General features: G+C 69.6%; 22 protein-coding genes and 1 pseudogene. 6 read left to right on the top strand and 17 right to left on the bottom strand.

All coding sequences use genetic code 11. The annotated features are described in order from the left end of the window. Positions 1 to 136: 136 nt before the first annotated feature. Positions 137 to 481, bottom strand: coding sequence for a MerR family transcriptional regulator (locus tag FNV62_RS49260; RefSeq protein ID WP_054235794.1), 345 nt, complete (start codon positions 479 to 481; stop codon positions 137 to 139). Between the two features lie 542 nt (positions 482 to 1023). Between FNV62_RS49260 and FNV62_RS49255 the strand changes: the two genes are divergently transcribed. Further along, entirely contained in the window at positions 1024 to 1398 is a 375-nt protein-coding gene (locus FNV62_RS49255; protein WP_054235795.1) for a hypothetical protein, read from the top strand. A 125-nt stretch (positions 1399 to 1523) separates the two neighbouring features. On the opposite strand, the gene FNV62_RS49250 is transcribed toward FNV62_RS49255, so the two are convergent. The 5 genes from FNV62_RS49250 to FNV62_RS49230 form a co-directional block, all read right to left on the bottom strand. Further along, positions 1524 to 1853: an SCO5918 family protein gene (locus FNV62_RS49250; RefSeq protein ID WP_143604511.1), complete on the bottom strand. Its 330-nt coding sequence runs from the start codon at positions 1851 to 1853 to the stop codon at positions 1524 to 1526. A gap of 66 nt (positions 1854 to 1919) precedes the next feature. Next, on the bottom strand, positions 1920 to 2240 hold the full coding sequence (locus tag FNV62_RS49245) for a hypothetical protein (RefSeq protein WP_097288175.1): 321 nt from the start codon (positions 2238 to 2240) through the stop codon (positions 1920 to 1922). Positions 2241 to 2286: 46 nt separating this feature from the next. Next, on the bottom strand, positions 2287 to 3831 hold the full coding sequence (locus FNV62_RS49240) for a DEAD/DEAH box helicase (protein WP_144316247.1): 1545 nt from the start codon (positions 3829 to 3831) through the stop codon (positions 2287 to 2289). A 441-nt stretch (positions 3832 to 4272) separates the two neighbouring features. Then, positions 4273 to 4476, bottom strand: coding sequence for a cold-shock protein (locus tag FNV62_RS49235; RefSeq protein ID WP_030872951.1), 204 nt, complete (start codon positions 4474 to 4476; stop codon positions 4273 to 4275). Between the two features lie 293 nt (positions 4477 to 4769). Continuing rightward, entirely contained in the window at positions 4770 to 6206 is a 1437-nt protein-coding gene (locus FNV62_RS49230) for an MFS transporter (protein WP_225900668.1), read from the bottom strand. 97 nt (positions 6207 to 6303) lie between these two features. Between FNV62_RS49230 and FNV62_RS49225 the strand changes: the two genes are divergently transcribed. Then, positions 6304 to 6924: a helix-turn-helix domain-containing protein gene (locus FNV62_RS49225; protein WP_143604509.1), complete on the top strand. Its 621-nt coding sequence runs from the start codon at positions 6304 to 6306 to the stop codon at positions 6922 to 6924. 46 nt (positions 6925 to 6970) lie between these two features. On the opposite strand, the gene FNV62_RS49220 is transcribed toward FNV62_RS49225, so the two are convergent. Beyond that, entirely contained in the window at positions 6971 to 7810 is an 840-nt protein-coding gene (locus FNV62_RS49220) for an oxidoreductase (protein WP_144316245.1), read from the bottom strand. Positions 7811 to 8037: 227 nt separating this feature from the next. Here FNV62_RS49220 and FNV62_RS49215 point away from each other — a divergent pair, with 227 nt between their 5' ends. The 3 genes from FNV62_RS49215 to FNV62_RS49205 all read left to right on the top strand — a co-directional run bounded on the left by FNV62_RS49215 (position 8038) and on the right by FNV62_RS49205 (position 9650). Further along, on the top strand, positions 8038 to 8646 hold the full coding sequence (locus FNV62_RS49215; protein ID WP_144316244.1) for a TetR family transcriptional regulator: 609 nt from the start codon (positions 8038 to 8040) through the stop codon (positions 8644 to 8646). Between the two features lie 174 nt (positions 8647 to 8820). Further along, positions 8821 to 9114 carry an Ada metal-binding domain-containing protein gene (locus FNV62_RS49210; protein ID WP_097288169.1) on the top strand — a complete coding sequence of 98 codons (294 nt, stop codon included), beginning with the start codon at positions 8821 to 8823 and terminating at the stop codon, positions 9112 to 9114. Continuing rightward, the gene (locus FNV62_RS49205; protein ID WP_143604507.1) at positions 9111 to 9650 is read left to right on the top strand and encodes a hypothetical protein; all 540 of its coding nucleotides are present in this window, start codon (positions 9111 to 9113) and stop codon (positions 9648 to 9650) included. Before FNV62_RS49210 ends, FNV62_RS49205 begins: the two co-directional genes overlap by 4 nt. Before the next feature lie 31 nt (positions 9651 to 9681). Here the strand turns inward: FNV62_RS49205 and FNV62_RS49200 are convergent, their stop codons facing one another. Then, a complete protein-coding gene (locus tag FNV62_RS49200; RefSeq protein ID WP_143610584.1) occupies positions 9682 to 10608 on the bottom strand; it encodes a GlxA family transcriptional regulator in 927 nt (308 codons plus the stop codon). Further along, the gene (locus FNV62_RS49195; RefSeq protein WP_097288167.1) at positions 10605 to 11156 is read right to left on the bottom strand and encodes a cysteine hydrolase family protein; all 552 of its coding nucleotides are present in this window, start codon (positions 11154 to 11156) and stop codon (positions 10605 to 10607) included. Before FNV62_RS49195 ends, FNV62_RS49200 begins: the two co-directional genes overlap by 4 nt. A gap of 160 nt (positions 11157 to 11316) precedes the next feature. On the opposite strand from FNV62_RS49195, the pseudogene FNV62_RS56400 reads away from it, so the two are divergent. Continuing rightward, positions 11317 to 11520, top strand: a pseudogene (locus tag FNV62_RS56400) (DinB family protein); the annotation flags it as partial. Between the two features lie 31 nt (positions 11521 to 11551). On the opposite strand, the gene pflA reads toward FNV62_RS56400, so the two are convergent. From pflA to FNV62_RS49155, 8 genes are all read right to left on the bottom strand, one after another. Then, positions 11552 to 12289, bottom strand: coding sequence for a pyruvate formate-lyase-activating protein (gene pflA, locus FNV62_RS49190; RefSeq protein WP_381993365.1), 738 nt, complete (start codon positions 12287 to 12289; stop codon positions 11552 to 11554). Continuing rightward, the gene (gene pflB, locus FNV62_RS49185; protein WP_143629871.1) at positions 12286 to 14544 is read right to left on the bottom strand and encodes a formate C-acetyltransferase; all 2259 of its coding nucleotides are present in this window, start codon (positions 14542 to 14544) and stop codon (positions 12286 to 12288) included. Before pflB ends, pflA begins: the two co-directional genes overlap by 4 nt. Before the next feature lie 145 nt (positions 14545 to 14689). Next, entirely contained in the window at positions 14690 to 15613 is a 924-nt protein-coding gene (locus tag FNV62_RS49180) for a carbamate kinase (RefSeq protein ID WP_143610583.1), read from the bottom strand. 3 nt (positions 15614 to 15616) lie between these two features. After that, positions 15617 to 16618: an ornithine carbamoyltransferase gene (gene argF, locus FNV62_RS49175; protein ID WP_060897884.1), complete on the bottom strand. Its 1002-nt coding sequence runs from the start codon at positions 16616 to 16618 to the stop codon at positions 15617 to 15619. 81 nt (positions 16619 to 16699) lie between these two features. Then, a complete protein-coding gene (locus tag FNV62_RS49170) occupies positions 16700 to 17914 on the bottom strand; it encodes an arginine deiminase (protein ID WP_143629869.1) in 1215 nt (404 codons plus the stop codon). Between the two features lie 51 nt (positions 17915 to 17965). Continuing rightward, a complete protein-coding gene (locus FNV62_RS49165; RefSeq protein WP_240361545.1) occupies positions 17966 to 19375 on the bottom strand; it encodes an APC family permease in 1410 nt (469 codons plus the stop codon). Between the two features lie 286 nt (positions 19376 to 19661). Next, complete coding sequence (locus FNV62_RS49160) at positions 19662 to 20102, bottom strand: pyridoxamine 5'-phosphate oxidase family protein (RefSeq protein ID WP_054231998.1); 441 nt, start codon at positions 20100 to 20102, stop codon at positions 19662 to 19664. 181 nt (positions 20103 to 20283) lie between these two features. Next, positions 20284 to 20970 (bottom strand): helix-turn-helix domain-containing protein, encoded by a 687-nt coding sequence (locus tag FNV62_RS49155; protein WP_097288162.1) that lies wholly within the window; start codon positions 20968 to 20970, stop codon positions 20284 to 20286. Between the last annotated feature and the right edge of the window lie 34 nt (positions 20971 to 21004).

Raw genomic sequence — 21004 nt, 5'->3', positions numbered from 1 at the left:
CCCCGACGAGGCGAATGCCCCATACGGGTGATCCTCCACACGGCGCGTCAACTCCGTGCGCTGCGGCCCACCACGGAGCACGACCGTGATCCCGTCGAGGAGCTCACGGTGGGGTGCGTGGTGGGGCCGTACGCGCTCAGCCCGAACTGGAAGTGTCGGACACCTCGTTCGCGGCACGACGGTACTCGGCGTTGATGCGCTGCGCTTCCTCGAGTTGGTCCTCGAGGATGACGATGCGGCAAGCGGCCTCGACCGGGGTTCCCCTGTCGACGAGCTCGCGGGCGCGGGCGGCGATCCGGAGTTGGTAGCGGGAGTACCTCCGGTGCCCACCCTCCGAGCGCAACGGAGTGATCAGGCGGGCTTCCCCGATGGCCCGGAGGAAGCCGGGAGTCGTGCCGAGCATCTCGGCGGCCCGGCCCATCGTGTACGCGGGGTAGTCGTCGTCGTCCAGGCGACCACTCAGTGGAGTATCTGCTGTCATTTCACCTCGTTGTGCAACGCGTCGAGGGGCCCCGATGCCGTACGGCACCAGGGCCCCGAAGGAAATTGAACACCATCTGTCGGCACTACCGCTCTGCCGACCTGTTGTTTCCGCTACCTGGCCCCTGTGAGGGGGCCGGAATGCGGGGTTCGCGGATGCTTGACCGGGGACCACCTTCCATTCCGGGGTCTTGCGGCACCCGACCTCGTGCAAGTCGGCCGGGCGATCCCGATGGCGTCGGCTCCTTCCGTACCTCCGCTGGATCAACTCACTTGCCAGGCGAAGCGGCCGGCGGTCTCGTCACCGTCCTACGGACAGCTCGGCTTCGAGACTCCTCAGCCACCCCGACCTGCGAACTTCTGCACTACGAGAGAAACACTAATCACGCAACAGCCCAATGTCTACTCTGTCAAACATAGATTTTAGGTTGCTCGGGGCATCGATATTCTCTGTCGAGCGGGCCATATGGCCAGGTGGCAGCGGGGTCGCGGCGGTCGACCGACTCCAGCGCCCGGATCGCGCACCGAATAGAATCGGCTTTCATGTCGAACCCTGACGAGCTGCTCGTGGATCTCTGCGCCCTGGTGGAGTCCGAGCAGAGCAATCAGATGTCATTGACCGTGGTGGTCGGCGGTGCCGTCATCACCGGGCGGCTGGCTCCCGAAGGCGTATGGAGGGAGCGCGTGTCGGAGGTCCTGAAGGACTCGGACCGCCTGGGCCCCTTCTCCGACGTCTTCTCCGCCGACCGGACGGTGGGCCGGCCCGAACCCGGCGGGGCCCCCACACATCTGCACTTCCACCTCGCCCGGATCCTGCAGGGCAGCGTCGGAATCCCCGAGACGGGCGGTATGTATCGCGTCGCGATCAAGGACGTGAGCGCCTGGACCGTGGGCGACTTCAGCTACTCCGACCAGTGAGGCACCGTACCCGGACCGCTCCGGTCGGCCGGGAGCCGTCGGCCGGACGGTGACACACGATGGGGCCCTGCCGACGCGCGTCGGCAGGGCCCCATCGCTGTCCTGGTGTCAGCTTCCGTCGGTTCTCACAGTCCCAGCGGCGCCGGGCTGCCGAGCAGCGCCGACGCGTTCTGCAACGGCGTGAGGGCCCGCACGGCGGTCGCGGTCTCACGGGTGACCTCATGGGTGCCTCGGCAGGTGAACCCGAGTCGCGTCATGGCCCGGGTGACTTCCCCGCTGGTGAAGTCGCGGGGGTCCTGCCGGGTGATGACCACGCCCACTTGCTTGGCGGGGTAGTGGCGGCGGCCGATGACCACGGACTCCCCCGTGATGGGCTCCGGCTTGACGCCCTTCATGGAGGCAAGTACCCCGCTCTTGGTGAGGTCGAAGGGGAACCGGGCGATGACGCAGCGCATGATGCCTCGCAGGGAAGGGAGAAGGGAGAAGGGAGGAGCGGGGCTGATGCCGAACGGTGAGCCGGATCAGAGGGAGACGGTGAGGGCGAGGGCACCCGGGCCGCGGCTGTGCGGTCCGCCGGCGCCGAGGACGTCCCGTACACGGATACGGTCCGTATAGGCGGGGCTGTCACGGACCACGGCGAGTTGGGCCCGCGTGACCGAGCCGGTGCAGTGTTCGTCCTGGTCGCAAAGGAGCAGGTACTCGACACGGGCACTGGCCATGAGGAACAGGGCCACCTCGACGGTGATGTCGTCACCGACCCGCGGTCCGGATGTGTCCAGGGCGTCGAACACGGTCGTGGGAACGGAACCGACCAGGCGTTGCTGCGTCTGAACCAGCGTCAAAGGGGTCCTCCTGGATGGGCGGATGGGGTTTCCGATCACGAAGGTTCTAGGCCGCCGCTGTGACCGCGGACGACCGCCGCGGCGTACGGCGTGCCGCCTCGCCGGTGGATCGGCCCTCGCCAGTGGATCGGCCCTGGCCGGTACGTCCGCGTCGGCCCCGGGACGGGGAGGAGGAGCCGCGCCGAGGACGTTCCACGACCGGCGCGGTGATGGTGACCGCGATGCCCGAGGGGGCCTGGGCGCCGGTGATGCGGCTCAACTCGGCTTCGCCCGAGCGCACTTGGGTGGTCTGAGGGGTGATGCCGGCGGCAGTCATCAGTCGGCTCATGTCGCGTCGCTGCTGAGGCGTCACCAGGGTGACGACGCTGCCGGACTCGCCGGCGCGGGCCGTGCGGCCGCCCCGGTGCAGATAGTCCTTGGGGTCGCTGGGCGGGTCCACGTTCACGACCAGGTCGAGGTTGTCGACGTGGATCCCGCGCGCCGCGACATTGGTCGCCACCAGCACCGTCACATGCCCGGTCTTGAACTGGGCCAGGGTCCGTGTGCGCTGCGGCTGGGACTTGCCTCCGTGCAGGGCCGCGGCACGGACGCCGCTGTTCAGCAGGTGTTCGGTCAGCCGGTCCACCGCGTGCTTGGTGTCCAGGAACATGATCACCCGGCCCTCGCGTGCCGCGATCTCGGTGGTCGTCCGCTGCTTGTCCGCGCCGTGCACGTGGAGTACGTGGTGCTCCATGGTGGTGACCGCGCCCGCGGACGGGTCGACGGAGTGCACCACCGGGTCGGTCAGGTAGCGGCGGACCAGGAGGTCGACGTTGCGGTCCAAGGTGGCCGAGAACAGCATCCGCTGCCCCTCGGGGCGCACCTGGTCGAGCAGCGCGGTGACCTGGGGCATGAAGCCCATGTCGGCCATCTGGTCGGCCTCGTCGAGGACGGTGATGGCGACCTGGTCCAGACTGCATTCGCCGCGGTCGATGAGGTCCTTGAGCCGGCCCGGCGTCGCCACGACGACCTCGGCCCCGCCGCGCAGCGCGCTGGCCTGCCTGCCGATCGGCATCCCACCGACCACCGTGGCCAGACGCAGCCGCACGGAACGGGCGTACGGGATGAGAGCGTCGGTGACCTGTTGGGCCAGCTCTCGGGTGGGTACGAGGACCAGGGCCAGCGGCAGCCGCGGCTCGGCGCGCCGACCGGCCGTACGGGCCAGCAGGGCGAGGCCGAAGGCGAGGGTCTTGCCGGAGCCGGTGCGGCCACGGCCGAGTACGTCACGGCCCGCCACGGAGTTCGGCAGGGTCGCCGCCTGGATCGGGAAAGGTACGGTCACGCCTGCGTGGCCGAGCTCGGCCAGCAGCGGCGTCGGCAGGGCGAGATCGGCGAACGCCTCGACGGGGGGCAGCGCGGGGGTGATCGTCGTCGGCAGCGCGAACTCACCTTGCGGCGCGGTCTGTTGACGTCCGTAACCCTTCGCGCGGCTGGGCGCACCGGAGCGGCCGGAGGGTGCGGATCCGAAGCGGCCGCCGCCCCTTTGGGCACCAGAATTTCCGGCGCGGGTTCGGGTGCGGGCGAAACGATCATTTGTACGCGTGCGGTTCATGCGGAACCTTCCTTGATGTGGCACGTATCAAGGAATTCCCGCAGCGAATGAACAGCGCAGAGAATCGCAAGAACGAGCCGAAAATAATGCGGAGCCGAATCGGTCGGTCGGATCGGATCAGTCAGATCGGTCGGATCAACCGGATCAACCGGATCGGCAGGGAATGCTCTCGGAATACGTCGGCGAAGAGAGCGGCGCGATCTCGACAGTGAGATCGGGCATTCCGTGAGTGAGGCCTTGGCGGATTTACATCCGGAGCGTTGGGGTGGAGCATCCCCGGGGAACCGGTGGAGCCGTCCCCAGGGGCGGGGCCGCGGCGCCCCTGAACCATGCCGTGGGTGACATCACCACAGCCCTGACGGAGCGGCTGTGCCCCGGAAAGCGGCGAGCTGGGGCCCGCACCCCAAGGTGCGGGCCCCAGCTGCGAAGTACGTGTCAGCGTCAGGCGGGAACGATGTTCTCAGCCGTCGGGCCCTTCTGACCCTGCGCGATGTCGAAGGTGACCTTCTGGCCCTCCGACAGCTCACGGAAGCCCTGGGCGGCGATGTTCGAGTAGTGGGCGAAGACGTCCGCGCCGCCGCCGTCCTGCTCGATGAAGCCGAAGCCCTTTTCCGCGTTGAACCACTTCACGGTACCGGCAGCCATGTCAAATCTCCTTCGGGACGGTGTTCGGAGTCGCGCACTGTGCGCACTCCGCGTCGCCGCGATGATTATCCCGCCGGAAAATACGCCGGAGCCGAAAAAGAGCGCCACCAGCAGATGAAGCCGGTGAGGGCACTTGCAAGATTTCGGGAACCACAACTGCAACTGAGATCTACAGTAGCACGTTGCGATCGATCGTGTGCGATGAATAACTGCTCCGCCTGCCGATACAGGAAACCTCGCTGCACCTTCCGCCATTTTCTCACTTCACGAGCACAGATATTGGCTCAATCGGATCACCTCGATTGCGGGGAGGTGGAGCGACTCGTGTCCTTCTTCGGCCGTGCCGCGTGGGCCACGAGGAGAAGGAACAGTCCGCAGGTGGCGACCAGGATCCAACCCGGGCGGGACGCGTGTGCGAGTCCCGTCGGGGCGGTGCCCGCTACCAGGCCGCCGGCGATGGCTATGCCGAGCGCGGAGCCGAGCTGGCGTGCGGTGGACGTGATCGCTCCGGCCACGCCGGCACGGGTGGCAGGCAGTCCGCTCACCGCGGTGTTGGTGATCGGCGCGTTGGCGAAGCCGAACCCGACACCGATCAGCAAGTAGGCCGACAAGAGCAGGAACACGCTCGTGTGCTGGTCGAGCCCGACCATGCAGAGTCCGCCCACCGTGATGAAACCGCCGGCCAGGACAAGCGGCAACCGCGGTCCGTTACGACCGACCAGGCGGCCGGACAGCGGTGCGCAGACGGTCGCTCCGACAGCCATGGGCAAGGTCGCCACCCCGGCGGCCAGTGGTGTCCATCCTCGGGCATGTTGCAGGTAGAGGGTGTTGAGCAGGAGCGTCACGTTCAGGGCGACGAAGACCGCCACCGCGCCCAGCACGGCACTGCTGAAGACCGGATGCCGGTAGAGCCGTATATCCATCAGCGGTTGGCTCCGGCGGGATTCGACCGACACGAATCCGGCTGCCGCCACGACAGCGATCGTGTACGCGACCAGCGCCGGAAGCGACGCCCAACCGATGCGCGGTCCTTCGATGAGGACGCCGACCGAGACGCCGATGACCACGGTCAGCAGGGCCTGCCCCGGGAGGTCGAGCCGCTGTGCCCGCGGTGCCCGGGACTCCGGCACGAACAGCGCGCTGAGCACGAGGGCGGCCACGATGACCGGCGCGTTGATCCAGAACACGGACCTCCAGCCGAAGCCCGCGATGAGGGCCCCGCCCGTCACAGGGCCGGCGGCCATGCTCAGCCCGAAGACCGACGCCCAGACACCGATCGCCTGTGCCCGCTCCCTCGGGTCGGGCATCGCGTTGACCACGATCGCGAGAGCCACGGGACTGAGCATCGAGGCGCCGATCCCCTGAACGGCGCGGGCCGCGATCAGCACGCCCACCGAAGGAGCGATCGCACAGACCAGCGAGGCCGCACCGAACACGACCAGGCCGACCTGGAACACCCGTCGGCGTCCGAACCGGTCCGCCAGCGCGCCGGAGGAGATCAGGAGACTGGCCAGGACGAGCGTGTACGCGTCCGCGGTCCATTCGAGGCTGCGGGTCCCGATGCCCAGACCGTGCCCGATCGCCGGCAGTCCGACATTGACGATGGTGGTGTCCAGGCCCACCAGGAACATGCTCAGACAGCAGACGGCCAGCACCGTCCAGCGTCTGCGTACGCTCAGAACGGGCTGGATGGGGTCAAGTGGCTGAATGGGATGGGTGGTCGCGGTCACCTGGTACCTCTCACGTCCGGAAGGGGCTGCCCGGCAAGGCTCAGGCCGGACCGCACCCGCCGCCCACCAAATTTGCGAAGGCTGCAAACTGGACCCCATGGACGCGGAGCTGGAACAGATCATCGACGGCATCGGCCCCCGGCTGCGCACGCTGCGCCGGGACCGCGGGCTCACGCTGGAGGCGCTCGCGGCGACGACCGGAATGTCGGTGAGCACGCTGTCGCGTCTCGAGTCGGGCAAGCGGCGCCCGACTCTCGAGTTGCTCATCCCGCTCGCGCGTACGCACCGCGTCGCACTCGACCAGTTGGTGGCCGCGCCGGCCACCGGTGATCCTCGGGTGCATCTCAAGCCCTTGCGCAAGGGGCACGGCAGCGTCCTTGTGCCTCTGACGCAGTACCCGGGTCGGGTGCAGGTGTTCAAGCAGGTACTGGCTCCGCGCGAGCCGGTGTTGGTGACCCATGACGGTTACGAGTGGCTCTACGTCCTCGCGGGCGAACTGCGCCTCATCCTCGGAGAGCAGGACTGCACACTCCACCCGGGCGAAGTGGCCGAGTTCGACACGAGAGAACCGCACTGGTTCGGTCCGGCGAACACCAGCGCCGTCGAGATCCTGCACCTGTTCGGACCGCGAGGCGATCAAGCCGTGGTCCGCGCGAAACCCTCCGCATCCGATTCCGACCGGGCGACCGAGACCACCCCGCCGTCAACAACGTCATGAGTCACGGCACCCGGTCCGTTGGGCGTACTCCGATCCGTCGTCGCCGTCATTCGCCCGCGGGGAAGTCCGCCGAGCGGCTGATGTCGGCCCACCGCTCGGCTTCGGCGGCACGGGTACGGGAGGCGTTGGCGGCCATCTCGACGGCTCCGGCGCCGAGCAGCAGGCGCAGCGGCGGTTCGTCGAGCCCCACGAGGTCGGTGATGATCCTGGCTGCCCGGGCCGGGTCTCCGGGCCAGGTGGCGGCGGTCTGTTCGCGGTAGCGGTTCATCGCGCCAACGGTCTCTTCGTAGGCGGGACTTACGGGCAGGGCGGTCATGGAGGAGCCGCCCCAGTCGGTGCGGAAGCCACCGGGCTCGATGATGGTGACCTTGACACCGAGGGGCCCGACCTCGGCGTTGAGGACTTCGGAGAAGCCTTCGACCGCGAACTTCGCGGTCTGGTAGGCGCTCAGGCCCGGTGATCCGCCCACGCGTCCGCCGATGGAGGAGAACTGGAGGAAGTGGCCGGATCCCTGGCGGCGGAGTACGGGCAGGGCAGCCTTGGTGACATTGACGACGCCGAACAGGTTCGTCTCGATCTGGGCCCGGAAGTCCTCCTCCGGTATGTCCTCGATGGCGGCGCTGTTGGCGTATCCGGCGTTGTTCACGACGACGTCGAGCCTGCCGAAGGCGTCCAGGGCCAGTTGCACAGCGGCGCGGGCTGCTGCCGGGTCGGTGACGTCGAGAGAGACGGCGCGGACCCGGTCGCCGTAGCGCTCGACGAGGTCCTTGAGCTGTTCGGGGCGGCGAGCCGTGGCCACGACACGGTCGCCGTTGTCGAGGACGTGGCGGGCGAGTGCCCTGCCGAAGCCGCGGGAGCTGCCGGTGATGAGCCAGGTCTTGGTCATGAGGTGTCTTCGCTTCCGGGAGGGAGCCGGCTGAGAGGTGGGTGGTGCGCGGGGGCCGCGGTGCGCATGCGTCCCGGTCGAGGACCGGGAGGCCGGGTACCACAGGGCTGGTGTCCGCGTGACTGGTACCCGCGGGACTGGCCCCTTACTAACTAAACAGTCATTTATATAGTGCGGCCGGCCGTGCGGCGTGTCAAATAAACAGTTAGTTGCACTACTCTGGGGTCATGCCCCAGCACCAGCCCCCGGCCCGCCCCCGGGACTCCGAGGCCTCCAAGGCCCGCCTGCTCCAAGCCGCGACGGACGAGTTCGCGGCCCGCGGCATCGCCGGTGCCCGAGTGGATCGCATAGGCGCCGCGGCAGAGGTGAACAAGGCCCTCATCTACACGTATTTCGGCAACAAGGAGCAGTTGTTCGACGCTGTCATGGATGCGCATGTCGCCCGCGTCCTCGACGAGGTCCCCTTCACGCCCGAGGACCTGCCGGGCTACGCGGGCCGCCTGTTCGACTTCCTCCTCGCCAACCCGCGCCAGCTCCGGCTGGCCACCTGGCACCGCCTCGAACGCTCGGGCACCGACCACGAGCCGCAAGGGCTGGGAACCTCCATGCGGCAGAAGACCGCCGCGATCACCCAGGCGCAGACCGACGGCCTGCTGACCAGTACCTTCACCCCTGAAGACCTGCTCGTCTTCACCCTCGCCCTCGCCAACGCATGGATGCCCACCAGCCCCATGGCCAACGACCAGACGGCCGAGCAGACCCGACAGCACCGCGCCGCGGTCGTCGAGGCCGTCCGCCGCCTCGTCGCGGGAACCCCGACAACCCAGGCTTCTTAGGAAACGCGCAGGCCGAAGGATCCGCCGTCGGCGTGGACAGCGGTCGCCGTCAGCGCCACGGCACCGCCGTCTCCACAACGTGACGTCCGAATCCCGCCGGGCAAGGCGATCCACCAGCGGCAAGGTTGGGGGGCAACACCACCTGTGACCACGGACAGGAAGGGATCCGGATCGATGACGCCCGCCGCCGCGCTCCGCCCGTACACACTGCTCGGCCCGGACGGGCAGCTCTGCCGGAGCGGCACGCCGGGCACGCTCGGCGGACACCGGCGCGGGCGCCTCTACGGGCGTCTCGACTGCCCTTCCGCCCTCCGGGCCATCGCCCGCGGCCACTACGTCCAGCACCGCGTGTTCTTTCCGGACGAGGCCACCGCGATCGCGGCCGGGTACCGGCCCTGCGCGGTCTGCCTGCCCGACGAGTACGCCCGCTGGAGAACGCCCCGGGAGAGCAGCGGCGCCCCGTCATGAGCATCCGCGCCGAGCGGGAACGGTCCCGCTCACCCCTGATCGGCGCCGCCGAGCTGGCCGAGTTCGGCGACCTGTCCGCGACCACACCGCACACGGAGGCCGAACTCGCGGCTCTCATCGGCCTGTTGACCGTTGCGAAGTCACGGATCGAGATCGTGGCCATCGGCCACAGCCGCGATGCGGATTCCCTGGCGGCTGCCGAAGCCTTCGCCGCCGCGTGGGAGGCGCGGGGCAAAAAGGTCCTCGCGTCGGTGGACTGGCCGGAGGCCGCCGCATCCTGGCTGCGCCCCGCCAGAAGGCTGACGGTCGAGGCACCCGACGCCTGGGTCATGGCCGCGGCCCCGCTCGGCTTCGCCCAACTCGCCCGCCGTCTGCGCCACTCCACCGACTGGGACCCGGCGCGCACCTTCGCCTTCGCCTCTCTGCGGGACTCCCGCCTCCCCGCGCTCACAGGCCCTGACACCCTGCACGGCCTGCGCGGGGCGACCGCCGACGGCGCTGTCTGGCACGTCCGCCACCGCTGGGTCATGTCCTAGGTCGTGACCGGCCATGCCAAGCCGGAACGGCTCACCCCGTCGCCTCGGAAGGCGCTCGGGAACGCAGTCGGCGGAGCATCCGAACGTCCTGGAAGCCCACCTCGCGGGCCGCGGCTTCCACCGTTGTGCCGTGGCCGATCAGGTGCTCCGCGCGTTCCACTCTCAGGGTCTGCTGATAGCGCAGCGGCGTCAGGCCGCCTGTGGCGCGGTGAAACATCCGGGTCAGCGTGCGTTCGCTGACGCCGACGCTGGCGGCCACGTACGCCAGAGGCAGTGGTTCGGCGAATCGCGCGTCGATGAGGTCCTGAGCGCGGTGGACGGCGTCGTCGAGGTGGGACCGGTGCCTGAGCATGGCGCTGGCCTGCGGCTCGTGGCCGTTGCGGCGGGCGTAGACGACCATGTCCCGCGCCACCTGGGCGGCGAGTGCGGGACCGTGTCGGACGGCCAGCAGGTGCAGCGCCAGGTCGATGCCGCTGGCGATGCCGGCCGATGTCACCACCCGGTCGTCGGTGGTGAACAGCACGTCCCGCACCACGATCGCCCGGGGGTGGCGGGCCGCCAGCTCGTCCTGGAGGTGGTGGTGCGTGGTGCACCTGCGCCCGTCCAGCAGCCCGGCACGGCCGAGGGCCTCGGCCCCGGCACACACACTGGCGACAGCGCCCCCGGCGGTGTGGTGGGCGCGCAGCCGCTCCAGCACGGACCGGCTCAGCTCGGGGCCGCCGCGCAGCGTGGACGCCCTCCACCCCGGCACCACCACCAGGTCGTCGGCGTTCAGCTCCGGCCACTGGGTGTGGGCGGCCAGCGGCAGGCCCTGGGCGCTGCACACCTCTTCCTGGTCGGCGACGTAGCTCAGCCGGTAGGGCTGTCCGAAGTCCCCCGCCATGCTGAAGACCTGGGCCGGTCCGGCGAGGTCGAGCAGGTGGACGCCGGGTACGAGGACGAAGACGACATGGCTCACGCCTCGGATGCTCCCAGCTCCGCCTCCCGTTCGGCCACCGTGGAGATCCGGGCGAACCGGTCGCGCAGCACGGCCTCCGTGCGCTCGATGATCGCGTCGGCGCTCAGGTCGCCGATCGGATTGGTGGTGGTGGCGTCGGTGACGAAGACCATCCGGTATCCGAGGTCGCTGCCCACCCGGGTGGTGGTTTCCACGCACTGCTCGGTACGGATGCCGCAGACCGTCAGCTCGCGCACGCCCGCCTCGGTGAGCAGTTGTTGCAGAGCGGTGGTGGTGAAGGCGTTGTGGGAGGTCTTGTGCAGGACCGGCTCACCGGACTGCGGCTGCTCCAGTTCGTCCAGCAGGCGGACGTGCCCCTGGGCCGGGTCGAAGACGCCGCCGCTGCCGGGCTCGGTGTGGAGGACCCAGACGACCAGGTCGCCGTTGGCGCGGGCGAGTCGCACCAGACGGTTGACCGGTTCCGCGATCTTCGGATTGGCGATCTCCTCCCACAGCGGGCGGGCTCGGAAGGATTCCTGGACATCGATCACGATCAGGGCTCGGTTCATGCCTCCCATTCTGACCTGGCCGGATACCGGATCCGCAGGCCTGATCCAGGCCGGCACCGGAACGATCCGGTCAGCGGTGTGAGGACTTGGTGCGAGGCGTCGGTGCGTGGGATCGGTAGGTGGGTTCGGTACGTGGGATCGCGGAAAATGAGACGCGGGGGTGCCGGGCTGCTGGTCGATCCGGCGGCGTACGGACGGGCCCGGACCGCGCGCGACCCTGCTGGCAGGCACCGGAGACTGGGGACGCGACGCCGCGCCCTACCCGCATTCGTGGCCGCCGCCCTTCACCACCATCGCCTGGCGCCTGAGCCACCTGAGCGAAACGCTGCCCCTGCGCGCCGACCACACGGCCGGCAGCCACACGCGCGGTTCCGGAGCACAGGCGGCCCTGCCTCTCAGTACGCGGCGAGCCCGCACTCCCTGAACTGCTCTCGCACGCGCTCGGTCAGCCCCGGTTCGGGAACCGGGGTGTCGCGCAGCGGGAAGGGGATCCCCAGGGCCTCGTACTTCGAGGCGCCCAGCTTGTGGAAGGGCAGGACGTCCACCCGGTCGACGTTGCCGAGGCCCGCGACGAAGCGGGCGAGGCCGGCGACGGCCTCCGGGGCGTCCGTCCAGCCGGGGACGAGGACGTAGCGGATCCAGGTGGGGATGCCGAGGCGGTCAAGGCGGGTGGCGAAGTTGAGCGTGGGCGCCAGTTCTCCGCCGGTCAGTTGCCGGTACGCAGGGACGTCGAAGGACTTGATGTCCAGGAGCACGAGGTCGGTGTCGGCGAGGAGTTCGTCGGTGGCCCGGGCTCCGAGGAAGCCGGAGGTGTCGAGGGCGGTGTGCAGGCCGGCCTCCTTGCAGCGACGCAGGATTTCGCCTGTGAACACGGGCTGGAGCAGGGGTTCACCGCCCGTGACCGTCACCCCTCCGCCGGCCGTGGTGACGAAGGTCCGGTATTTCTCGATCTCGGCCATCACCGCCTCGACCGTGGCCTCCTTCCCGTCCCTCATGTGCCAGGTGTCGGGGTTGGCGCAGTAGAGGCAGCGGAGCGGGCAGCCGCTGACGAAAAGGACGAACCGGGTCCCGGGGCCGTCCACGCCGGTGGACAGGTCCCAGGAGTGGATCCGACCGGTCGCCACGGCCCTCACAGCGATCCGTGGAAGGTGCGGCCGATCACGTCGAGCTGCTGCTCACGGGTCAGACGGACGAAGTTGACGGCGTAGCCGGAGACACGGATGGTCAACTCCGGGTACTTCGCGGGGTGTTCCATCGCGTCTTCCAGCGTGGTCCGGTCCAGGACGTTGACGTTCATGTGGAAGCCGCCGGATGCCGTGTACGCGTCGAGAATGCCGACCAGGTTCCCGACCCGCTCACCGGGCGCGTGCCCCAGCCCCTCCGGGGTGATCGTCGTCGTCAGGGAAATGCCGTCGCGCGCCTGCTCGTAGGGCAGTTTGGCGACCGACAGCGCGGAGGCCGCCACACCGTGCCGGTCACGCCCGTTCATGGGGTTGGCCCCGGGTGCGAAGGGCTGTCCGGCGCGCCGGCCGTCGGGGGTGTTGCCGGTGTGCTTGCCGTAGACGACGTTCGAGGTGATCGTCAGTACGGACTGGGTGTGCTCGGCGTCCCGGTAGGTCGGGTGCCTGCGCACCTTCGCCATGAAGGACTCGACCAGGCCGACCGCGAGGGTGTCGACACGGTCGTCGTTGTTCCCGTACGCCGGCCAGTCGCCCTCGGTCTCGAAGTCGACGGCCAGGCCGGTGTCGTCCCTGATCACCTTCACGCGAGCGTGCTTGACGGCGGACAGACTGTCTGCGGCGACCGACAGACCCGCGATGCCACAGGCCATGAAGCGGTGCACCGGATGGTCGTGCAGTGCCATCTCGATGCGCTCGTAGGCGTACTTGTCGTGCATGTAGTGGATGACGTCGAGCGTGTTGACGTAGGTCGCGGCGAGCCAGTCCAGCATGCGGTCGTACGCCGTCGACAACTCCTCGTACTCCAGGTACTCCCCGGTCAGCGCGGGCGCCTCGGGGGCGATCTGCTCACCGGTCAGCTCGTCCCGGCCACCGTTGATCGCGTACAGCAGGGCCTTGGCGAGGTTGACCCGTGCCCCGAAGAACTGCATCTGCCGGCCGACCGCCATCGCCGACACACAGCAGGCGATCGCGGTGTCGTCCCCGGTGCGCGGGCGCGTCAGCTCGTCGGACTCGTACTGGACGGCGCTGGTGTCGATGGAGACCTTGGCGCAGAACTCCTTGAAGCCCGTGGGCAGCCGCGGCGACCAGAGCACGGTCAGGTTGGGCTCGGGGGCCGGGCCGAGGTTGTACAGGGTCTGCAGGAAGCGGAAGGAGGTGCGGGTGACCAGCGGCCGACCGTCCGTGCCGAGGCCGCCGAGGGACTCCGTCACCCAGGTCGGGTCGCCGGAGAACAGGGCGTCGTACTCGGGGGTGCGCAGGAACCGTACGATCCGCAGCTTGATCACGAAGTCGTCGACCAGCTCCTGGGCGCGGGTCTCGTCGAGGATTCCCTCCGCCAGGTCCCGTTGCAGGTACACGTCCAGGAAGGTGGAGGTGCGGCCGAGCGACATCGCGGCGCCGTTCTGCTCCTTCACGGCGGCGAGATAGCCGAGGTAGAGCCACTGCACGGCCTCGTGCGCTGTGGTGGCGGGGCGGGAGACGTCGCAGCCGTACGTGGCCGCCATCCGCGTCAGTTCGTCCAACGCCCTGATCTGCTCGGCGAGTTCCTCACGATCACGGATGACGTGCTCGGTCGAGGGCTCGGCGTCCTGCAGGGCCCGTTCGGCGCGCTTGGTCGCGGTCAGCCATGCGGTGCCGTACAGCGCCACGCGCCGGTAGTCGCCGATGATCCGGCCGCGGCCGTAGGCGTCGGGCAGTCCGGTGATGATCCCGGCCTTGCGGGCGGCGCGCATCTCGGGGGTGTAGGCGTCGAAGACACCGTCGTTGTGCGTCTTGCGGTAGGTGCCGAAGACGCGGGTGACGAAGGGGTCGGGGGCGTAGCCGTACGCCTTCAGGCTGTTCTCGACCATCCGCAGGCCGCCGTTCGGCATGATCGCGCGCTTCAGCGGGGCGTCGGTCTGCAGGCCGACGATCAGCTCCCGCTCGCGGTCGATGTACCCGGGCGCGTGCGAGGTGATCGTCGAGGGGGTCGCCGGGTCGACATCGAGGATCCCCCGGCGCCGTTCCTCCGGGAAGAGGGCGCTGACCTTGTCCCACACGGTGCGAGTGCGGTCCGTCGGGCCGGTCAGGAAGGCCCCGTCGCCCTCGTACGGCGTGTAGTTGGCCTGGATGAAGTCGCGTACGTCGACGCACTCGCGCCATCGCGTCCCGGCGAAGCCGCGCCATGCCTCGGGGGCGCGCGTTCCGGCTGTCACTGTGGCTGTCATCGCCGGTTCTCTCCCTTGCTCCGCACTGGAATGTCTCCCTTTCGATACTCGTGCGACGTGGTGGCCGACGGGAGGGCCGGGCAGGGCCCGTGCCCCGGCTGTCCGGCCTTCGCCGAGGGCCGTTCGGCCCTCTGGCCATGGGCGTTCACGAGACGGTCAGATCCGGCCTGACGAGGGTGCCCGACCTGCCGTGGACGATCTCGTACGCGGCGTCCAGGGATCCGATCGCGGCCAGTCCCCCGGTGTGTTCGACGAACCGGGCGGCGGCCTCGGCCTTGGGACCCATCGAGCCGTCGGGGAAGCCGCCGCGGCGCAGTTCGGCGGGGGTCGCGCCGAGGACGGGCCGCTGGTCGGGGGTGCCGTAGCCGGCGTAGACGCAGGGCACGTCGGTGAGGATGAGGAGGAAGTCGGCCTTCAGGTCCTCGGCGAGCAGCGCCGCGGTGAGGTCCTTGTCGATGACGGCCTCGGCACCGGTGAGTGCGCCGGTGTCCTGGTCGGCGGTGACAGGGACGCCTCCGCCGCCGGCGCAGATGACGAGCGTGCCGCTGTTCAGCAGCTCGTGGACGGTGTCGGTCTCCAGGATGCGTTCGGGTGCCGGGGAGGGGACGACGCGGCGCCAACCGGTGGTGTCGGCGGCGATGTGCCAGCCGCGCGTTCGGGCGAGCGTGGAGGCGACCTCGTAGGGGTACACCTGGCCGACGAACTTGGTGGGGTGGTCGAAGGCCGGGTCATCGGCGCGGACAAGGGTGTGGGTGACCAGCGCGGCGATCCGCCGTCCGGGCAGGGCGTCGTGCAGGGTGCGTGCCAGCAGGGAGCCGATCATGCCCTGGGTCTGGGCGCCGAGCAGATCCAGCGGGTAGGGGGCGCTCAGGGCGGGGTCGGCGGCGCTCTCGACGGCGAGCAGCCCTATCTGGGGGCCGTTGCCGTGGGTGATGACGATCTCGTGTTCTTGGGCGAGGGCGGCGATCGCCGTGGTCACCCGGTCGATGTTCGCTTCCTGGACGGCCGCGTCGGGGCGTTCACCGCGGTGCAGCAGGGCGTTGCCACCGAGGGCGATGACGATGCGCATGGCTCAGTCCTCCAGGGTGGCGACTAGTACGGCCTTGATGGTGTGCAGCCGGTTCTCCGCCTGGTCGAAGACGACGGAGGCGGCCGAGGAGAAGATCTCGTCGGTGACCTCGAGGCCGTCGAGGCCGTAGGTGTCGAGCAGTTCGCGGCCCAGGCGGGTGCTGTGGTCGTGGAGGGCGGGCAGGCAGTGCATGAACCTGACGTCCGGGTTGCCGGTGAGGGCGAGCGTCTTGGCATTGACCTGGTAGGGCGCCAGCAGTTCGATGCGCTCGCGCCAGGTGTCGGCCGGTTCGCCCATGGAGACCCAGACGTCGGTGTGCAGGAAGTCCGCGCCGCGTACAGCGGTCTCGACGTCCTCGGTGAGGGTGATCCGGGCCCCACTGCCCTCGCCGAGCGCGCGGCACGACCCGACCAACTCCGGCTCGGGCCACAGCGCCTTGGGCGCGGCGATCCGTACGTCCATGCCGAGCAGAGCGCCCATCGACAGCAGCGAGTTGCCCATGTTGTTGCGGGCGTCGCCGAGATAGCAGTAGCTGATTTCCTGCAGTGGTTTGGGGCTGTGCTCGTGCATGGTGAGGACGTCGCACAGGCTCTGGGTGGGGTGTGCGGTGTCGGTCAGGCCGTTGTAGACGGGGACACCGGAGCGGGCCGCGAGTTCGGTGACGATCGACTGGGCGGAGCCGCGGTACTCGATGGCGTCGAACATCCGTCCGAGGACGCGGGCGGTGTCGGCGATGGACTCCTTGCTGCCGACGTGGGTGTCGCCGGGGCCGAGGTAGGTGGTGGCGGCGCCCTGGTCGGCGGCGGCGACCTCGAAGGCGCAGCGGGTGCGGGTGGAGGTCTTCTCGAAGATCAGCGCGAGATGCTTGCCGGTCAGCCGGGGCTGTTCGGTGCCGGAGCGCTTGGCCGCCTTGAGCTCGGCGGCCAGGTCGAGAAGGTGGTGGATCTCGGCGGCGGTGAAGTCGAGTTCGCTCAGGTAGGAGCGGCCTCGCAGGTCTGTGGTCATGAGGTTCCTCGCTGATGAGGCTGATGCGGGCAGGGGCCGGGGTGTCGTCGGGGCGTACGGCCGTGTCGGTGACGGCGACGCTCAGTCGGCCGGGTCGCGTTCGATCGGGCAGCTCATGCAGCGCGGGCCGCCCCGGCCGCGGCCGAGTTCGGCGCCGGCGATGGTGACGATCTCGATGCCCTGCTTGCGGAGGTAGGTGTTGGTGGTGACGTTGCGCTCGTAGCCGACGACGACTCCGGGCGCGAGCGCGAGGAAGTTGCTGCCGTCGTCCCACTGTTCGCGCTCGGCGCCCGCCATGTCCTGCGGCGCGGAGAGCATCCGCACCTTGTCGAGGTCGAGGGCCTCGGCGAGCGCGGTCGCCAGGTCGGAGTTGGGGGTGACGTCGAAGCCGGTCGCGTGGGCGTCACTGGGCCGCAGGGTCCACGAGCGCAGGGCGTCGGCGAGGCCCGGGTAGATGGCGAAGGCGTCGCGGTCGAGCATGGTCAGCACGGTGTCGAGGTGCATGTACGCACGGGTGGCGGGGAGTTGGACGGCGATCAGCCGGGTGACCGTGCCGTCGGCGAAGAGCCGCCCGGCCAGGTTCTCCACGGCCTGGGCGGTGGTCCGCTCCCCCATGCCGACCATGACGGCGCCGTTGCCGAGGACGTGCACGTCGCCGCCTTCGAGCGTCCCCACGGGGCCGTCGAGGATCGGCTCGGGCGCGACGGAGGCGAACATCGGATGGAACCGGTAGATGGCCTCGGCGTGCAGGCTCTCGCGCCGCCGGGCGTGCTTGGCCATCGGGTTGACCGACAACCGGTCGTACATCCAGCAGGAGTTGTCGCGCGGGAAGAGGTGGTTGGGCAGTGGGGCGAGCGCGAAGGCGTCGGTGTCGAGCGCGTTCCAGACCAGGCTGTGCGGGGTGGCGAGCGGCAGGTCGCTCTTGAGCATGCCGCCGATCAGGTAGCCGGCGAGGGTCTCGCCGTCCAGCTCGGCGCAGCGCGCGCGCACCGGATCCAGCAAGGCGGGGCCGACACTCGCGCGGGTGACGACCCGGTCCAGGAGCCAGTCACGGGCCTCCGGGACGTCGAGGGTCTGGGCCAGCAGGTCGGCGAAGTAGTGCACACGGGCTCCGTGGTCGCGCAGGACCTGGGCGAAGGCGTCGTGCTCCTCGCGGGCCCGCTTGGCCCAGAGGATGTCGTCGAAGAGCAGGGAGTCGACGTTGCGCGGGGTCAGCCGGGAGAGTTCGAGGCCGGGGCGGTGCAGGATCACCTGGCGGAGGCGGCCGACCTCGGAGTCGACGTGGAAGGTGTTCATGGCGTGGCTGCTCCTGTGGTCGTACGAATGCCGGGCGGTGGAGTGGTGCGGTCAGTCCTGGTGGTTGAGGGGGCTCTTCCGGAAGCCGCCGGTTCGGCTCGTGGGCAGGCCTCGGGAGAGTCGCTTGGCCGTCAGGACGGTCTCCGCGGCCCGCACCTCTCCGGGCGCGGCCGCGAGCCGCACGCCGCCGGTCTCGCCGTACTCCCCGCGGTCGCGCTTCAGCCACACGTACACCGGTAGTCCGAGCAGCAGGACGAACAGTCCGTAGTAGACGGTCTGGTAGCCGCTGCCCTGGATCGACCAGTACGAGAAGGCCATCGCCAGCGCGGAGACGGTGGCGTCCCGGGCCAGCCGCCGGGGGCTGAGGTGCTCGCGGCCTCGGACCAGCAGCCAGTACAGCTGGGCGGCGGCGGAGAAGAGGTACGGGATCACGGCGGTGAGCACGCTCAGCAGCACGATCTTCGTGAAGACGTCGTCGAAGCGGGTGTAGCTGAACACGGTGATCAGCGAGGCGAGGACGGTGGAGGCGACGATGCCGAACACCGGGACGCCGTTCTCGCCGCGCAGCTTCGCGAAGGCCCCGGGGAAGAGTCCGTCGCGGGCGGCGGCGTACGGCATCTCTGCGCAGAGCATGGTCCAGCCGTTGAGAGCGCCGATCCCGGAGATGATGGCAGCCACCGCGACCGTGTCACCGGCCCAGGTGCCGCCGAAGATGTTGTTGGCGGCGTCGGTGAACGGCGCGGTGGAGGAACCGAGTTCGCCGTGCGGGACGGTGCCGAAGACGGCGAGCGTGCCCAGGATGTAGATGACCGCGCAGGCAAGGGTGCCGTACACGGTGGCGCGCGGCACGTTGCGGCCGGGCTCACGGACCCGGCCGGCGACCACGGAGGCGGCCTCCAGGCCGAGGTAGCTGAACAGGGCGATGGCCGCGGCGGCCGAGATCGCGCCCATCGCCGACTGGCCGCCGGCGTTGAAGGAACCGAAGTTGTGCGCGTCCACGAACAGCAGCCCGACCGTGGCCATGAAGACCAGCGGGATGAACTTCAGCACGGTGGTGATCACTTGGAAGGCACCGATGTTCCGTACGCCGGTGAGGTTGATCGCGGCCGGGATCCACAGCCCGACCAGCGCGATGAGCACCGACATCGCCGTGCGGTGGCCGGTGTTGACGAACACCTCGACGTATCCGACCCACGCCACCACGATGGCGGCGTTCCCGGCCCACGCGGTGATCCAGTACGACCAGGCGTTGAGGAAGCCGGCGAACTCTCCGAAGGCCTCACGGGCGTAGACGTACGGCCCGCCGCTCGCCGGGACGCGCTTCGACAGCGCCCCGAAGGTGACCGCGAGGGCGAGCGCGCCGAGCGTGACGACGCCGAACGCCACGAGCGAGATCGGCCCGTACGGTGCGAGGGCCGAGGGGAGCGCGAAGACCCCGGTGCCGATGATGCTGCCGATCACGAGCGCGGTCGCCGAGGGGAGGCCCAGTGCCGCCTTGGGGGTTGGTTTCTCGCCGCTGCTTGGGGTGCTGGACATGGCTGTGCTCCTTGCGCGGGTCGCTGGGGACAGGCTGCGGAAAAGTCGATCCGGGAACGATCCTGCTGGGCTGCCGTGATCGTGGTCAGTGGCCACTCGTCCCCCACGGGGGCCATTGGTCCCGGGCGCGTCGCCCCCGAACGGCCCAGTGCGCCGTCTCCCCGGTCGACGGGGAGACGGCGCACTGGGCCGTTGCGAGTGGCGGAGCCGGTCAGGAGGAGAGGTCGACGCCGTAGACCGTGCGCCCTGCGACGAGTTGACGGCCGGTCACCAATTCGGGCTCGATGCGGATGAAGACCTCCTTGGGCGAGGCCACCCATGAGCGCGGGCCGATCCTGGTCAGCCGGCCGTGCTCCACGGGATCGGTCACCACCGTCGCGCGGCCGGTGACCACGACACTCCAGCCGGAGTGCGCCGTCGCATCCACCTCGTCCGCTTCGAAGGCGATCACCACGCCGTCGATCGCGGCGGCCAGTTCCGAGTCGGCGGAAGTACGCATCAGTACCGCGGAGTCGATGTCCAGGCAGAAGTTGACCGGCAGGACGGCGGGCAGGGCGTGGCGCGTGTGGACTACGCGGCCGATCGGTGCCCGCTCCAGCAGACGCAGGCACTCCTCGCGGTCGAGTTCACGGAAGCCGTCGTTGGGATTCATCACCGGGTTCGACTTTCACGGGGTGGACGGGCTCAGCCGTCACGGGGTACAGCGGTACGTGTTTCATCCTGTGAGGAGCGAGGGACAGGGGCGAGGGCCGTTCGGTCCAGGTCGGCCTGAGAGCGGCCACCCTTCGGTGCCCCGACCGACCCATGAAGTCATCGCACCCCGACCCATGACGTCACCGCACCGCGATTCGGCGCCCGGTGATGTCGGTGGACTCGATGCGCACCCACACGTCACGCTCACCGCCCGCCCATGGACGGCTGTAGGCCAGCTCCGTCAGCCGACGTACGGCGTCGGGGTCCGTCACGGCCCGGCCGAAGCCGCGGATGAGCACGCTCCAGCCCTGGCTGAGCGCCTCGTCGATGTGGTCGACCTCGAAGGCGACATGTGCCCCGACGGCTGCGGCGGGCACGGCGTCGGGTGTCGTCCGGAACACGACCGAATCATCGATCACGGTGTAGTTCAGGGGGACGACGATCGGCCCGTCGGGGGTGTCCATCGCGATCCTGCCGACACCGTGCCCGGAGAGTCGGCTGCGGCACTCCTCGGCGCTGAGTTCGACCAGCTCCGGGCGGAGGGCGGCTCGGCCCACGCCGGGTGGCAGATCGGCGTCGCCTCCGCGCAGGGCCGTCACGCTCGTGCTCAACGCGTCCGCGAGCCGGATGAGGACGGCCGTCCCGGGCATCGCGGTGGACTGTTCCTCCAGGTACTGGACGTAGCCAGGGGCCGTGCCCGCCCGGAAGGCCGTCTCCTCCCGGCTCAGTCCCAGTTCCTCACGTCGCTGAGCGATGCGACGTCCGATGTCGCCCTGTGCGCTGTCCGCGGTGGCGGACGCGGCGTTCGACGGTGTGTGTTCACACATGGCCGTTCACTTCCTCCTGTCGAGGCGTCCTGCC

The sequence above is a fragment of the Streptomyces sp. RLB3-17 genome, from assembly GCF_007113425.2.
Taxonomy (GTDB): Bacteria; Actinomycetota; Actinomycetes; order Streptomycetales; family Streptomycetaceae; genus Streptomyces; species Streptomyces mirabilis_D.
The sequence above is the reverse complement of the archived record's forward strand: the minus strand, read 5'-3'. Positions and strand labels throughout refer to the sequence as shown.

Bases quoted from the DNA above. Each gene is read 5' to 3' on its own strand.
- pflB (WP_143629871.1), bottom strand. From the start codon at position 14,544: ATGACAGCCACAGTGACAGCCGGAACGCGCGCCCCCGAGGCATGGCGC.
- FNV62_RS49160 (WP_054231998.1), bottom strand. From the start codon at position 20,102: ATGAATCCCAACGACGGCTTCCGTGAACTCGACCGCGAGGAGTGCCTG.
- argF (WP_060897884.1), bottom strand. From the start codon at position 16,618: ATGACCACAGACCTGCGAGGCCGCTCCTACCTGAGCGAACTCGACTTC.
- FNV62_RS49155 (WP_097288162.1), bottom strand. From the start codon at position 20,970: ATGTGTGAACACACACCGTCGAACGCCGCGTCCGCCACCGCGGACAGC.
- FNV62_RS49260 (WP_054235794.1), bottom strand. From the start codon at position 481: ATGACAGCAGATACTCCACTGAGTGGTCGCCTGGACGACGACGACTAC.
- FNV62_RS49215 (WP_144316244.1), top strand. From the start codon at position 8,038: ATGCCCCAGCACCAGCCCCCGGCCCGCCCCCGGGACTCCGAGGCCTCC.
- FNV62_RS49250 (WP_143604511.1), bottom strand. From the start codon at position 1,853: ATGCGCTGCGTCATCGCCCGGTTCCCCTTCGACCTCACCAAGAGCGGG.
- FNV62_RS49255 (WP_054235795.1), top strand. From the start codon at position 1,024: ATGTCGAACCCTGACGAGCTGCTCGTGGATCTCTGCGCCCTGGTGGAG.
- FNV62_RS49220 (WP_144316245.1), bottom strand. From the start codon at position 7,810: ATGACCAAGACCTGGCTCATCACCGGCAGCTCCCGCGGCTTCGGCAGG.
- FNV62_RS49225 (WP_143604509.1), top strand. From the start codon at position 6,304: ATGGACGCGGAGCTGGAACAGATCATCGACGGCATCGGCCCCCGGCTG.
- FNV62_RS49195 (WP_097288167.1), bottom strand. From the start codon at position 11,156: ATGAACCGAGCCCTGATCGTGATCGATGTCCAGGAATCCTTCCGAGCC.
- FNV62_RS49205 (WP_143604507.1), top strand. From the start codon at position 9,111: ATGAGCATCCGCGCCGAGCGGGAACGGTCCCGCTCACCCCTGATCGGC.
- FNV62_RS49235 (WP_030872951.1), bottom strand. From the start codon at position 4,476: ATGGCTGCCGGTACCGTGAAGTGGTTCAACGCGGAAAAGGGCTTCGGC.
- FNV62_RS49240 (WP_144316247.1), bottom strand. From the start codon at position 3,831: ATGAACCGCACGCGTACAAATGATCGTTTCGCCCGCACCCGAACCCGC.
- FNV62_RS49170 (WP_143629869.1), bottom strand. From the start codon at position 17,914: ATGAACACCTTCCACGTCGACTCCGAGGTCGGCCGCCTCCGCCAGGTG.
- FNV62_RS49180 (WP_143610583.1), bottom strand. From the start codon at position 15,613: ATGCGCATCGTCATCGCCCTCGGTGGCAACGCCCTGCTGCACCGCGGT.
- FNV62_RS49210 (WP_097288169.1), top strand. From the start codon at position 8,821: ATGACGCCCGCCGCCGCGCTCCGCCCGTACACACTGCTCGGCCCGGAC.